This window comes from Acidobacteriota bacterium, assembly GCA_016208495.1.
Classification (GTDB): Bacteria; Acidobacteriota; Blastocatellia; order Chloracidobacteriales; family Chloracidobacteriaceae; genus JACQXX01.
Genome location: JACQXX010000123.1, coordinates 1 through 14,676, shown reverse-complemented (window position 1 = coordinate 14,676; position 14,676 = coordinate 1). Strand labels below are relative to the sequence as shown.

14 protein-coding genes are annotated in these 14,676 nt (G+C 51.6%); 12 read left to right on the top strand and 2 right to left on the bottom strand.

Annotated features, from left to right (window positions below; all coding sequences use genetic code 11):
* Window positions 1–107 precede the first annotated feature (107 nt).
* From HY774_25490 to HY774_25460, 7 genes are all read left to right on the top strand, one after another.
* Window positions 108–2,045, top strand: a complete 1,938-nt coding sequence (locus HY774_25490) for an ABC transporter ATP-binding protein (GenBank protein ID MBI4751852.1) — start codon at window positions 108–110, stop codon at window positions 2,043–2,045.
* A gap of 371 nt (window positions 2,046–2,416) precedes the next feature.
* Window positions 2,417–3,529: an ABC transporter permease gene (locus tag HY774_25485; protein ID MBI4751851.1), complete on the top strand. Its 1,113-nt coding sequence runs from the start codon at window positions 2,417–2,419 to the stop codon at window positions 3,527–3,529.
* A 363-nt stretch (window positions 3,530–3,892) separates the two neighbouring features.
* Window positions 3,893–5,056 carry an ABC transporter permease gene (locus HY774_25480; protein MBI4751850.1) on the top strand — a complete coding sequence of 388 codons (1,164 nt, stop codon included), beginning with the start codon at window positions 3,893–3,895 and terminating at the stop codon, window positions 5,054–5,056.
* 164 nt (window positions 5,057–5,220) lie between these two features.
* On the top strand, window positions 5,221–6,117 hold the full coding sequence (locus HY774_25475) for a PhzF family phenazine biosynthesis protein (GenBank protein ID MBI4751849.1): 897 nt from the start codon (window positions 5,221–5,223) through the stop codon (window positions 6,115–6,117).
* Window positions 6,118–6,478: 361 nt separating this feature from the next.
* Complete coding sequence (locus tag HY774_25470; GenBank protein MBI4751848.1) at window positions 6,479–8,287, top strand: DNA/RNA non-specific endonuclease; 1,809 nt, start codon at window positions 6,479–6,481, stop codon at window positions 8,285–8,287.
* Window positions 8,288–8,482: 195 nt separating this feature from the next.
* Complete coding sequence (locus HY774_25465) at window positions 8,483–8,890, top strand: nuclear transport factor 2 family protein (protein MBI4751847.1); 408 nt, start codon at window positions 8,483–8,485, stop codon at window positions 8,888–8,890.
* Between the two features lie 60 nt (window positions 8,891–8,950).
* Complete coding sequence (locus HY774_25460) at window positions 8,951–9,646, top strand: hypothetical protein (GenBank protein ID MBI4751846.1); 696 nt, start codon at window positions 8,951–8,953, stop codon at window positions 9,644–9,646.
* Window positions 9,647–9,797: 151 nt separating this feature from the next.
* Here the strand turns inward: HY774_25460 and HY774_25455 are convergent, their stop codons facing one another.
* Window positions 9,798–10,541: a 3-oxoacyl-ACP reductase FabG gene (locus HY774_25455; GenBank protein MBI4751845.1), complete on the bottom strand. Its 744-nt coding sequence runs from the start codon at window positions 10,539–10,541 to the stop codon at window positions 9,798–9,800.
* 113 nt (window positions 10,542–10,654) lie between these two features.
* Here HY774_25455 and HY774_25450 point away from each other — a divergent pair, with 113 nt between their 5' ends.
* From HY774_25450 to HY774_25430, 5 genes are all read left to right on the top strand, one after another.
* Entirely contained in the window at window positions 10,655–11,263 is a 609-nt protein-coding gene (locus HY774_25450; GenBank protein ID MBI4751844.1) for a TetR/AcrR family transcriptional regulator, read from the top strand.
* Window positions 11,264–11,373: 110 nt separating this feature from the next.
* Window positions 11,374–11,862: an isoprenylcysteine carboxylmethyltransferase family protein gene (locus HY774_25445; GenBank protein ID MBI4751843.1), complete on the top strand. Its 489-nt coding sequence runs from the start codon at window positions 11,374–11,376 to the stop codon at window positions 11,860–11,862.
* 154 nt (window positions 11,863–12,016) lie between these two features.
* Window positions 12,017–12,592: a DUF4287 domain-containing protein gene (locus HY774_25440; GenBank protein ID MBI4751842.1), complete on the top strand. Its 576-nt coding sequence runs from the start codon at window positions 12,017–12,019 to the stop codon at window positions 12,590–12,592.
* A gap of 209 nt (window positions 12,593–12,801) precedes the next feature.
* Window positions 12,802–13,476: a hypothetical protein gene (locus HY774_25435; protein MBI4751841.1), complete on the top strand. Its 675-nt coding sequence runs from the start codon at window positions 12,802–12,804 to the stop codon at window positions 13,474–13,476.
* Window positions 13,477–13,528: 52 nt separating this feature from the next.
* Window positions 13,529–13,906: a phosphopantetheine adenylyltransferase gene (locus tag HY774_25430; GenBank protein ID MBI4751840.1), complete on the top strand. Its 378-nt coding sequence runs from the start codon at window positions 13,529–13,531 to the stop codon at window positions 13,904–13,906.
* Window positions 13,907–13,955: 49 nt separating this feature from the next.
* Here HY774_25430 and HY774_25425 read toward each other — a convergent pair.
* Window positions 13,956–14,676: transposase (locus HY774_25425; GenBank protein ID MBI4751839.1), on the bottom strand; the 721-nt coding region annotated here is incomplete at its 5' end.

Genomic DNA, 14,676 nt, shown 5'->3' with positions numbered 1-14,676 from the left:
CGAGTAGTCAGAATCACCCGAGCGGGTGGATTTTTCGAAAACCCTGAACCCCGAAATCCTGAATCCTTATGAACACCATGCTCGAAATTGCCCCAGAAACCGACGTGATGGACATTCAAACACCTGTCGAACAATCAGAGATTGTCATTCAATTGTGTAATTTACAAAAGAAGTATGGCCAGCTTCAGGCTGTGCGCGGAGTCAACCTGGATATTCACCGGGGCGAACTCTTTGGCCTCATTGGCCCTGACGGTTCTGGGAAAACTTCGGTTTTCCAGATTTTAGGCGGCGTGATGTCGGCCACCCAAGGCGAAGCGATTGTCATGAACCTTCCAGCCCGCGAAGCCCGGTCCTCGATTGGCTACCTGACCCAAAGTTTTAGCCTTTATCAAGATATGAGCGTGGCTGAAAACCTGCTCTATGTTGGGAAATTGCGAAAATTGTCACCCCGTCAAATTCACGAGCGGGGGCAGCGCTATCTCAAACTCTTTGATATGGATCGTTTTACTGACCGGCTGGCTGGGAAATTAAGCGGCGGGATGAAACAAAAACTGGCGCTGGCCTGTGCCCTGATTGCCGAGCCGAAAGTGCTGTTGCTTGATGAACCAACCACAGGTGTTGACCCGGTTTCACGGCGTGAATTTTGGGACACACTTACCGGGCTTTCAGCCGAAGGCATGACGATTGTCGTGGCAACACCTTATCTGGACGAGGCCGAACGTTGCACTCGCGTCGCACTGATGCATGATGGCCTCATTCGTCAAATCGGTACCCCGGCAGAGATTCGCAACCGGTTGGGACTCCAGCGGTTGGAACTTCGCACCTCGGAGCTTGGGACGGCTGAGGATCTCTTGAACCGGGTCGAAGGCATCACCGACGTTCAGCGTTTCGGAGACCGGCTGGACCTGATGGTGGCGGACCCGGTTTTTGGCGAACGTCAGGCCCGGTCGGTGCTGGCTTCGGCAGGATTGGAAGCCAAAGAAATTACCGTTGGTTCACCGACGCTGGAAAATGCATTTGTTTCAATCCTGCGGGAACTCAACGGCGAACAGGTTTTCCCTCCCTTTCCGCGGAGCCGGCCAGAGCGTCAACACCGGGCTGATGAATTTGCCATCCACGCCCAGATGCTCAACAAGCGGTTTGGCGCCTTTCGCGCTGTGGCTGATGTCAACATTGCGGTCAAATACGGCGAGATTTATGGCCTGCTGGGCGCCAACGGGGCCGGGAAAACCACCACCATCAAGATTTTGTGCGGCCTCTTGTCGCCATCGAGCGGTTCGATTGAACTGGCCGGAGATCGCGGCAGCCTGCGGTCAAGCCGAACTCGTCAGCGCATCGGCTATATGTCGCAAAAGTTTTCGCTCTATGACGATTTAACCATCAACGCCAATCTCGATTTCTTCGCCGGTGTGTATCAAGTACCGATTGAACAACGTGAGGAAAAGAAGCGCTGGGTGCTTGAATTCTCGGGTCTGGCCGGCCTCGGAGACACGTTGACGGGTTCCTTGCCGGGTGGATGGAAACAGCGCGTCGCGTTTGGCGCGGCAATTATGCACGAACCGGATGTGCTCTTTCTCGATGAACCAACTTCTGGAGTTGACCCGCTTGCCCGCCGTGCCTTTTGGAAAATGATCAATTATCTGGCTGACCAGGGCGTGGCAGTTCTGGTGACGACGCACTACCTCGAAGAAGCCGAGCAATGCAACCGGCTCGGGTTGATGGTCGCGGGTGAACTCGTGGCCCAGGGCACGCCAACCGAAATCAAAGCCGATCAATCAGGCCATCTCATTGAATTGATTACCGATCACCCACAACAGGCCGCCAATTTGCTCAAAGGTGAAATGGATTCGTGGCGGGTTTCATTATTCGGCGACCGACTCCACGTGATCGTTGATGAGGCTACCGAGACAGGAATCAGTACCCTGACCCGACGGTTAAGCCGCGATGACATTCAGGTCATCAAAGCCTATGAAGAGCGCTTTTCACTGGAAGATGTGTTTATCGCTATCGTCGAACAGGTCCGCCGACAAAAGAAAGCTGGCTAGGATTCCGGGTTCCGGGTTCCGGGTTCCGGGTTTAGGGTTCAGGGTTCAGGGTTCAGGGTTCAGGGTTCAGGGTTCAGGGTTCAGGGTTCAGGGTTTTCGAACATCTCACTTTTGTCCTTTTTGTTCTTTTCCTACCTCGGAACCCAAACCCTGAGCTACAGGCCGTAAACGACCTGCCTCAATTCAACCACCGCTTCTGCGGCGAAACCCAGGTACCATCAATATTTCGAAAACCCCGAACCCCGAACCCCGAACCCTGAACCCTGAACCCCGAACCCCGAACCCCGAACCCCGAACCCCGAACCCTGAACCCTGAACCCTGTTTTTCATACCCGGAACCCGATACTCACCACACGCAGGAAAGGAAAAATATGCTTCGAATCATGGCTCAGGCCCGCAAAGAACTCATCCAAACATTTCGCGATAAATTAACCCTGGCACTCGCGCTGGTGCTGCCGCTGATTCTGGTGGCGCTGTATGGCAAGTCAATTTCATTCTCGGTGACTGGGGTTCCGGTGATGATCCAGGATTTCGATCAAACCGCGCGGTCACGTCAGTATGTTGAAATTCTGATGGAATCTCAGACCTTCCGGCTGGCAAATACCGGGCTCTATACCAAACCGGAAACAGCACTTGCCAGCGAAGCCGCTCGGGCGATTGTCACCATCCCAACCAATTTTGAACGCAATCTGGCGCGTGGACTCAACACCGAAGTGCAATGGCTGATTGATGGCACTGACGCCAACACGGCCACCATTTTGCGAGGTGATGCAGCGGCAATCACCCAGGCATTTCTCAGTCAAAATGGAATCCGAACCACGACGATGTCGCCTTCAGTTCAGGTTGAAACCCGCATCTGGTTCAATCCGGGTCGTGAAACGGATAAATACATCGGCCCCGGAGCCATGGCGGTGGTGCTGGCACTTTTTCCACCACTCCTCGCGGCCCTGGCCATGTCACGCGAAAACGAGCAGAAGACGATCCTTCAGGTCTATGTTTCCAGCATCTCGGCCCACGAATATCTGATTGGAAAAACTATCGCCTTTTTCCTGGTTGGAATGGCCGAGTGGGTGCTGGTGGTGCTGTTTGGAATGCTGTTGTTCGGGCTGCGATTTGCCGGAGACCCAACGCCGTTTCTGGTTGGAACGGTCGTTTATCTCTTTTGTAATGTATCGTTTGGCGTAATGACCGGCGCCCGAATCAAAGATCAGGCCGCCACGATCCAGACAATTGCCACGGTGTGTTTTCTGCTCTCATTTTTGCTGTCGGGCTTTATTTTTCCGGTTTCCAATATTCCGGATGCGATTCGCTGGGTCGCCTACTTTGTACCGGCACGATATTTCATCGAGATTGCCCGCGATGCGTTTGTTCGCGGAGGCGGCTGGTCCGCCGTCTGGACGGCGCATGTTGCACTCACCTTGCTTGGCGTGGTGTATCTGGTCATCGCCTGGCGAAAAATGAAAGCAATGCAGTTGGAGGATTAGGGTTCCGGGTTCCGGGTTTCTGAAGGGATGAGGGATGAGGGATGAAAGAAATCACCTTGTCAGGGTTCCGGGTTCCGGGTTTCTGAAGGGATGAGGGATGAGGGATGAGGGATGAAAGAAATCACCTTGTCAGGGTTCCGGGTTCCGGGTTTTCGAGGCTGGAGAATACGAAGCAGTTCAAACACAACAGCTTATACCATTTTGGGCTGAGGGTATCGGGCTAAGGGCTAAGGGAAATACAGTTTTATCAACAATTTAGCCTTTTGCTAATACGATAGGATCATTGCTAAATGGTATTAAGGAACAACTAACTACTGACTACTGACTACTGACTACTGACTACTAACTACGGATTGGCCTTATATGAAAAACCTGATCAATTTTATTTCTGGTCTGCGCATCTGGGCGCTGTTTATGAAGGAATTTCGGCATATTCAGCGAGATAAACAATTGATCGCGGCGATGATCTTGCCGCCGACGGTTCAGCTCCTCCTGTTGGGGTTTGCACTTAATCCCGAAGTGTCAAACCTGCGTCTGGGCGTGGTGGACGAAAGCCGGACGATGATCAGTCGCGAACTGGTTTCCGCCTTTGTCGAAAGCCAGTCATTTCATGTAACTGGTTCGTTCACTTCAGCCGCTGAATTGAGCCAGGCGTTGAGTGAAGGCAAACTGGACGCGGGTCTGATTGTTCCATCTGATTTTGCCGAAGAGCAACAACGGCGAACACCAGCCAAAGTGCAACTGGTCCTTGACGGCGTCAATTCAAACACCGCCGGGATCGCCGCCAGTTATGCCCAGCGACTGGTGGCAGCATTTAATCAGCGGCTCAATCGAGACGGAATCCCAACCGGCATCAAACTGGAAGGTCCGGCGACTCCGGCCCCGAGTTTAACCGCTCAGGTAGCGATGCTCTATAATCCGGGCCTGCGGAGTTCGTGGTTTATGATTACTGGTGTGCTCGGGATCCTGTTGATTTTAAATGGTTCACTGGTGGCGGCTGGCGCCATGGTCAAGGAGAAGGAATCCGGCACGGTTGAGCAACTGCTGATGACGCCGGCGAGTGCGACTGAAATCATCATTGCCAAAATGGGTCCGCTCTTTGTGCTCTTATCGTGTGACATCTGGATCGCGCTGGTGGTGGCGAAACTGGTTTTTGACATTCCAATTCGCGGTAGCCTGGCGTTGATCTACTGTGCCGGAGCGCTCTGTGTACTGGCTGGAATTGGACTCGGCACGTTTCTGGCCACAATCTCCAGATCCCAGCAACAGGCCCAGTTGCTGAGCTTCTTTGTCAATCCGCCGATTGCCATGCTTTCCGGAGCGACCACACCACTCGAAGGCATGCCCGACTGGTTGCAGACCATCACCTTGATCAACCCGGTGCGTCACTTCGCCACCATTGCCCGGAGCATCTTGTTGAAGGGCGCGGGGTTTGACATTCTCTATCCTAACTTTCTGGCCTTGCTTGCCTTTGCCATCGTGCTGGTCGGAATCAGCGCCTGGCGGTTTCATAAGCAGCTTGAGTAATTTGAAAGTTCTGAGTAACGCCTTCAGACGTGAGGATGAACGAATGGGTCATAGTTGAAAACCTCTCGTCTAAAGACGATACTCTCAACCTTTTGCGAAACTTTAGAGATCCCAACCACTCATTTTAACTCTTGCTCAGAATTTCTCGTGGATGGAAAAACCTGATGGACACCTTCTCACTTCACTTTGAACATGTGGATGTCTTTGCACGCCACCCCCTTTCCGGTAACGGGTTGAGCGTGTTTTTTCTTGAACAGGAATTGTCAGCTTCGTTGATGCTCCGGCTGACTCAGGAAATGCGCCAGTTTGAATCAATTTTCCTGTCTCCAACCGCGGAACCGACCCGGTTTTGCGCCCGCATTTTTACCATGGAAGAGGAACTTGGCTTTGCCGGACATCCCATCATCGGGGCAGCGGCGGCACTCCACGCCCGTCATTTTCAAAACGCCAGCGAAGTTCACCTGCACCTGATGACGCCTGAAAAAGGTATCCCCGTGGTCAGTCGAAGGGTTGATAGCGTCTATTCCGCTGAAATGGACCAGGGTGAAGCCTCTTATTTAGGAACGGTTGATCCAGGCCGATATGACGAAATACTTGCGGCGTTGAACCTTTCGCACCCGGATCTGGCTGAACCGCTTCCGCTCGAAGTTGTTTCGACTGGACTTCCCTACCTGATTGTGCCCATCAAAACCAATCTTGATCGAGCCGCAATTCAAATTCCGAATTTTGAATCACTTCTGGCCGATATTGGGGCAAAATTTGTCTATGTCCTTGATGTGAATGAGTTTGAAGGCCGAACCTGGGACAATGACGGACGCGTCGAAGACATCGCCACCGGTAGCGCCGCCGGACCCGCTGCCGCCTATCTGGTTCACCACGGTCTGGCTGCCGAAGATAGCGCCATCCGAATCAACCAGGGGCGCTTTGTGGACCGACCAAGCGAAATGCTGGTCACGGTTCGCACGGGCGCCAAACCAGGAATCAGCGTGAGTGGACAGGTTTGTTTTGTTGGAAAAGGCGTGCTGGAGCTTCCAACCCTGTTTTATCAACGAATGAGTTAAATCAGAACATCCAAATTATCTGCCCAGGTCTTCAGGTTTTCAGGTAGTGCAGTCACCTGGCAATTGCTCAGCAAATGCGCAGGTGCCAACGGACTGTACACCTGACGGCGACTTGTTACCAAACTGTTGCAACCGTGCCCAATCTCCGCATCCAGTTATTCAACCTCAATCAATACAATAGCTTAGAAAAATAAAGCCCTTTCAAAAACCTGATGCGCAGCCAGTGAACACTCCAGATTTCAACGCATTGGCCTCGTGGCATACGGCTTGCTCTAAGGAAGGTCACAACAACCACACGTTTTACCTCCTGTCTATTTTTTTCCAAGCCGCAAGCTAAAACCAAGCACGTTCGCGAGGAGCTATGCTGAAATCATTTCGTAGTTTTTACTTTTGTCTGATGATCGCCGTCGCCGTCCTGGCCTCATTTATTGGGATTCCTTCTTCCCAGGCCCACGAAAAGGCGCCACGCTATAAATACTCACTGTCCAACGATGAACCCGCTTCCGATGTGAAACCCTTTGAAGCCGGTGAAATCCAGTTTATCGAACCAGATTCAGTTCCGGACCTGACGCCGGGAATGGATTATTCGACGCGTCAATCCACCACGACCCTGGCCGAAGGATTTGAAAGCGGAACCAAAACCAGCTACACCACGGGTTCCGTGACCCTGGGCACCGGTTCCTGGACGCTCAACAACACGTTGATCGGAAATACCACCAGTGATCGCAAAGCCGGCACCAAGAGCACCCGCGTACGCAACCTGGGCAAGGTCACGATGAATTTCAACGTAACCGGCGCCGGTACCGTGACCGTCAAGCACGCCAAATACGGCACCGATGCCAATGCCAACTGGGAACTGTGGTATTCGACCACCAGTGGCTCAAGCTGGACCAAGGCCGGAACCACCGTCACCACCAGCAGCACGACATTGCAGACGGCTTCATTTGTCATCAACACGACCAGCACGGTTCGGTTTGAAATCCGCAAAACGACAGGAAACAACGATTCCAGCCGGTTGAACTTTGACGACATCACCATCACCAGCAACACGACACCACCGCCGCCATCCGGCTGCACCACGACGGCGATCACCTTGCCAGCCACGATCAATGGCACGATTGCCACCACGGACTGTTTGCTTTCCGATGGAAGCTACGCCGACAAGTTCTCGTTTACAGGTTCAGCCAATCAATCAGTCACGATCACCCACGACGGCACTGGGTTTGATGCCTATCTGATCGTCGAAGGACCAAACAGCTATCGCCAGGAAGATGACGACAGCGCGGGCAACACCGATTCGAAACTGGTTTTGACCTTGCCATCGGCGGGAACGTACACCATCACCGCCACCACGTATGACCCAAATAAAACCGGAAGCTACACCCTGACCGTGACGACGGGCACCACCCCGCCGCCTCCGCCCCCGCCATCAAGCAACCGCCACCTGGCGTTGGGGAACCCATCAGGTGCTACCGCAGATGTCAACAACTTTACAAATTACCTGATGGAGAAAACGCAATATGTCCTTAGCTACCACCGAGATAAGCGCACTGCCAACTGGGCAAGTTGGAATATCACCATTGCCGACCGTGGGAGCGCACCTCGCCAGGATGATTTCCGGGAAGACCCCACTCTCCCTGCAGGTTGGTACCGAGTCCAGAGCGCAGCGTTTGGAACGGTTAACGGAACCAGCTATGACCGAGGCCATATGTGCCCTTCGGCAGATCGAACTGATACAGTCCAAAATAACAGCGCGACGTTTTTGATGACCAATATGATGGTCCAGTCCTCCGACAACAACCAGGGTCCGTGGAACAACCTGGAACAGTACAGCCGCGACCAGATGCTGAACGGCACCAACGAAGTCTATGTCATCTGCGGCGGGTACGGTTCAAAGGGAACGCACCCAACCAACGGGATGGTGATCCCAACCCGCACCTGGAAAGTCATCGTGATCCTGCCAGCCGGCGACAACGATGCCAGCCGCGTAACGACCGCCACTCGCGTGATTGCCGTCAATATGCCGAATGATGCCGGTATCCGAAACGTTGACTGGAAGACCTATCGCGTGTCAGTTGACAGCATTGAAGCCCTGACCGGGTTTGATTTCCTGTCAAACGTCCCCACCAGCATCCAGAGCACGATTGAATCCCGCGTGGACAACCAGTAAGCCAGATCGGCTCTGACCAAACAAGTTCCTCGCCCGAATGCAAAGCCTGTTTCCGAAATGGAAACAGGCTTTTTTCTGTGTGGGGCTTCTTTTTTCGTGTGTTTTGTGAGTTTGGTCATTAAAGTACCTGAAAAATTTCCAAACAAACCTTGGGATTTTTCATACTTCACAAACTTTCAGAAAGAGGTCTCCGACATGGGTACAGTCGAAAACAAACAACTTTTGCAAAACATTTTTTCAGAAATCTCTCACGGGGATGCCCGGCCATTTATCGAAGGACTGGTGGATGATGTCCGCTGGACGCTGATTGGATCCACCAGTTGGTCCCGAACATTTGAAGGGAAACGGGCTATTTTGACCGACCTCCTGATGCCGCTCGGCGCCAAACTGGCCAACCCAATCCAACTGACCGCCTATCGGTTTATTGCGGAAGATGACTTTGTGGTGGTGCAAGCCCGAGGCACCAACAACACAACCAAAGATGGAAAACCCTATAACAACACGTACTGTTTTGTCTTCCGCCTCGCTGATGGCAAAATCCAGGAAGTAACGGAATATGCTGACACCGAACTGGTCACGTCAGCTCTGGGTGAGTTGGGATAACATTTTGTCCCAGGTCAGGGAACTGAATCTGCCGTTCCTCAGTTTTTCAGGAGAACTTAAATGCCAACCTTTCAAGTTCGTTCAGAGTCATTGCCAAAACGATGTGAGGTTTGTCATCAGAGTGATGTTTTTCATCCCAGAATCAACTTCTGTGCCCGGTGCTCTCCAAAAACACTGAAAAAGAAAAAACCATTGATTGTAAGCCCAGGCCCGTCTGCCAACTATCGGTTTCGCAGGCGGGCTTTTCCACTCCTGATCTTAAACTTATTGATTCTGGGATTGATTGGGATTGGATTAAGCTGGGGGTATTTGACCTATCTCAAACACGCCAATACCCGAAATGCAGTGTTTGTTTTGGATAAGCAGTACTGGTTTCAAAAATTCTATTTCGAGGAGTTGAAATGTGGGCAGTATACAGACAGACCCGCTTATGTCTTTCCCCACAATGCACAACTTTCTTTGTTGGAAAATTTTTTAGATTTAGCCACCCATCGGCTTCGATGCCGGGTATTTGATTCGGCAGGTCAGCGAAAAGAGCACGAACAAGGTCGGTACAGCGGTTATCAAATGAAGTTTTTCCTGACAAATACCGATGGAAAATCTCATTTTTGCACGATTATGTTTCCAATCCAGCGAGATGGCATTTTCCAAACCGGCACTGATTGCTTTTACATTGATGACACTGGGGTGTTACGGCATTCGGGGAATCCAAAAGTTCTGGCCCATGCGGCAAGCCCGGAGTACCCAGCAGACTAAAAATAGATACCAGTATCCTGAACAGTTACCAGTCAACCCACAGTCGTTCAGGATTGACTCAAACCTCGCAGAATTCCCACTCTGCAGGAAAAAGGTAAACCGTTCAAGAAGAATAACTTATTGGACTACTGATCACTGATTACCTTGAAGATTACGCCTTAAAGCCACCATCAATATCAATGCTGGCGCCAGTGATAAAGGCGGCATCAGGACTGGCCAGAAAGACGACCAGGCTTGCCACTTCGTCATCTTTGCCATAGCGCGGCACGGCCATAAAGCCTTTGATCATGCCGGCAAAGGGGCCATTTTCGGGGTTCATTTCAGTATTGACCGGGCCCGGTTGAACATTGTTGACCGTAATCCCACGCGGCCCTAAATCACGGGCCAACCCACGAGTGAGTCCGGCCACGGCGGCCTTCGTCAGGGCATAAACGCTGCCACCTGGAAACGGTATCCGGTCACCGTTGACACTGCCAATGGTGATGATTCGTCCGCCTTCACGCATATGGCGCGAAGCTTCCTGGATACCCACAAACACGCCTCGAACATTCACATTCACCAGACGGTCAAATTCATCCAGGGTAAATTCATCAAATGGTTTTACAATGGCAACCCCGGCGTTGTTGACCAGAATATCGAGACCACCGAGCTTTTGGGCTGTTTCAGCCACCGCATTTTTGACGGCTTCAGCATCAGCACTATCCGCCTGAATGGCCAGGGCTTCCCCGCCCTCAGCCTGAATTGCCGCCACGACTTCATCAGCCTTGGTGGATGAACTGGCATAGGTAATTGCCACTGCAGCACCCTCCCGCGCGAGATATTTGGCAATTGCCGCACCAATGCCACGAGAGCCACCAGTTACCAGTGCAACCTTACCTGAAAGTTTCTTCGACATGAGCCTGCTCCTTTTTTTCAATTGTGTACCGAACGGTAAAAAACATAATCCAGTGGACGTCTTCTGTCAAGCAGATTATTGTACCAGTAAGTACAAAATCCAGGAGGTTCAGTATGACGTCGAAAGGCCGTCCCCGGTCATTTGATGTAAATCAGGCGCTTGATCGGGCGCTGGAAGTATTTTGGAGCAAAGGCTATGAGGGCACGTCCCTTCCCGATTTAACCCAGGCCATGGGCATTAACCGTCCAAGTCTCTATGCCGCCTTTGGAAATAAAGAAGCGCTCTTCCGCAAGGTTTTGGATCGCTATGGTGAAAGCTCAGCCGCTTACACCCAGGAGGCGTTGCGCGAACCCACTTCCCGTGCCGTGGCGGAGCACTTGCTCTTTGGCTCAATAGCCTTAACCACAAAACCGGAACATCCGCACGGGTGCCTTTTGGTTTTGGGTGGTTTGGCTGGAGGCGAAGCCGCCGAAAGCATGCGCCAGGAAATGATCAATCGCCGTCAGGCCGGGGAAATTGCCATTCGTGAGCGATTTGAGCGGGCCAAGGCCGAAGGTGATTTGCCGAATGATGCCGACCCGGCTGACCTGGCCCGGTTTATTGCCACGCTCAACCAGGGCCTGTCGGTTCAGGCAGCGGCTGGGGCCAGTCGCGAGGAGTTGGAGCGAGTCGCCCGGATCGCACTGCAAGCCTGGCCCAGACCCAAACCGCCACAACTGTGATGGAGCTGAAGAAACCAGGGCTCAGGGCTGAAGACTCGCAAGCTCGGGGCTGAAGACGACAGGCTGAAGATTCACCCGATGTTTTCAGCCCTATCCCAAAGGTGGTGGATATGCTTTTCCTTCGAAGTCTTTTCTTTACAGTTTTGTTTCCAGGAACGGTGACAGTGTTTATCCCCTACTGGCTGGTTTCATCGGATCCTGGAATGGAAAGATCTTATTCTGGAGTACTTCATTCTTTCGGATTGCCGTTGATGATTGTGGGAGGTACCGGTCTGCTCGGGTGCATCTGGCAGTTTTTTGCCGAAGGCCGCGGCACACTGGCTCCGGTTGATCCACCGAAACACCTTGTCGTGCGCGGGCTCTACCGCTCAGTGCGAAACCCAATGTATGTGTGCGTTTTGCTGGTGTTATGCGGGGAAGCAATTTTCTTTCAATCGCAAGCCATCTTGATCGAAGCTGGTGTGTTTTTCCTCTGTACCCATCTTTTTGTCACACTGTATGAGGAGCCAGCCTTGCGAAAACAGTTCGGTGCATCTTATGAGGACTATGTCCAAAAGGTTGGGAGGTGGATTCCGCGATTACCAGACAAACATCCTTGAATTGCCTGGCAGCGTTGGTTCAGGTTTTCTGAACATCCCAAAATTATTTCCTTGAAATAAGTACAGCGTAATTTACAATACGGCGACCGTTTATTTTCAAATCATCCTCTCATCTCTGAACTGCCTCAAACCATTTTAAGTCAAGGAGATCCATATGACCGATGTCGCAAAGGCCATGGCTACTCAGCTTGCCAATATCGAAAAACGAAGCGGAAAGTCACTCGCCGAACTGGCCCAAATCATCCAGGCCAGCGGGTTGTCAAAACATGGCGAAATCCGCGATATGCTCAAACGCGACCTTGGGTTGGGACACGGAGACGCCAACACACTGGTCCATCACGTCCTCAAGTCAGATGGTCAAAGCGCAGCGGCTGAGCAAAATCTTTCGACTGATGATGTCGTTTCCGGGCTTTACACCGGCCCTAAGGCGGCGCTTCGACCAATTCACGACAAAGTCATGGAAGAAATCTCCAAATTCGGTGAGTTTGAAATTTCACCCAAGAAAACCTACGTCAGCCTGCACCGCAAAAAGCAGTTCGCTATGGTTGGTCCAGCCACCAAAACCCAGATTGAAGTTGGTATCAATTCCAAAACACTCACCGCTACGGACCGGTTGGTCGAAATGCCGCCCAACAGCATGTGCAACTTCAAAGTCAGGCTCGCGTCAGTTAATGAAGTGGATGAAGCACTTATCGGCTGGATCAAACAGGCATTTGAGAGTGCCGGGTGATCGTTGACTTGTCAATAATCCCATTTGTTCTTACCATCTCCTGACCAGTCCAATTCTCAAACAATTACTTCTCCCAGGTAAAATGTACTTATCCAGTTTTCAGGATTTTCATTTTTCCTTTGTGATTGAAACTGGCACGGTACAGGGAAAGGAACGAACAACCAATGTTGAAAAAGGTTCTCCAGATTGCTCTTCTGATCGTGGTGCTTTTGATTCCAGGAATCGGTTATTCTCAAGGGAAAGGCAAAACCAAAACCTCAAAGCCATCAGTGGACTTTTCATACCTGATGGGCAAATTTTCTACCCAGCCGGATTATATGGCAGATATGGAAGTGAATGCGATGAACCACATTATTCACCAAACATTTGCCAAGAAATCAGGGAAAATCAGAAACGAGTTTGCTCCATTTGAAGATTCAGTAACACCAGTCAGTAAACTGGCCCGGATGTATAAAGTGATTGTTATTGCATCACCGAATCAACCGATCATTGTGCTTGACCCACAAGCCAAAACGTTCACTGAACTTCAGGATGCACCAATGTTGCAGGGTTTCGATGTCAATAAGTACCTGCAAACATTCAATAAATTTGCCAATCAGGTCATTGTGCAGAATGCTGGTCAGACCCAAACAACCGGCTACCAGACCACAAAATATGAAATGCGCTTCAAGCGTGACCCGCATGGTATAAATTTTTTCTTTGCAAACGATTACCAGGATTTGCTGGTTAAAGTTGAAACTTCAAATCCACGGGAGAAATTTTCGGTTTCACTCACGAATGTTTCCTTAGAGGTTCCAGATAAGCTATTTGAAGTACCAGAAGGATATCAAAAAATTGACCAGGCTGAGCTTAAAGAGAGACTCCAGACTTTAATGACCAAATAATAAGCTTAGGCAAAGTCGGATTTGGACTTATGCCTTCAAAATGAGAGAGGGTATGCAAAAAATCATTTCAGCCATGCTGATTGTGGTCGGAGTCATTCACATCTTACCGCTGACAGGTGTACTTGGTGCGCAACAACTTTCAAACCTGTATGGCCTTTCATTTACCGAACCAAATCTGGTGATTCTGATGCGGCATCGGGCGGTGTTATTTGGGGTACTTGGAGTTTTCTGCTTTTATGCGGCGTTTCGGCCAGCCGTTCAGCCGCTGGCGTTGATTGCCGGGTTTATCAGTGTGGTTTCGTTTTTATGGCTGGCCTGGTCGGTCGGAGGATACAACCCGCTGGTTGGACGGGTTGTCCTGGCTGATCTGGTGGCTCTGGTCTGTTTACTGGTGGCAACCGGCCTGTACTGGTTTGCCCCCAAACCGTGAACCCTGAGTCTGAAATGGTGCTTAGAGTTGAGAAATGAATAGTCGAATATTACACCGACTGACCCACATCCCTTTGAGGCTCCGGGGACTCTACACTCCCGAAAGTCGCCAAGGTGCGAGCGAGAATGTTTTGCGCGCCGACGGTATCGGCATCGGCGGTGTGACCACAATGCCGACACAAAAACTTCTCTCCCTTGCGGTTGTCCTTATGCACCGTACCACACTGGGGACATGCGCGGGACGTATTGGCCGGATCAATGCGGACAAGCTGAACACGGTTCACTTGCGCCAGTTCGGAGATCCGGGTGAGGATGTGCCGGTAGGTCCACGGTGCCATTGCCTTGCGAAACTTTTTTCCTCGTTTTTTCGATTTCCCGCGCTTGAGGTTTTTCAGGGATTCAACCCCAATCACGGCCAGCGTCGGCCAGGGAAGCGATTTGACCACGCGGTTGATGAACACTTTGCGTTCGGTATGCGCCCTCCCCCGGCCACGACTGCCCGGCTTCCGGCGGTTGATTTTATTGCGGATGGCTTTGAACTCCGTGCCGTGGTGGCGGCCCTCGGAGTCGGACAGGAGCTTGTTGACCCCAATATCAACACCCAACCGCACGCCTTCGGTTTTGGGCTCCAGATCTGGGAGTTCAACCCAGATCACGATTCCTGTCTCCGACAGCGCGCACCCTTGAATCAGTCGAGCCCCCTCCATCCCTTGCCAGTGATTCAAAACAGCCGTTCGTTTGGTCGGAATCGAAATCCGCTCGCCTTTCTTG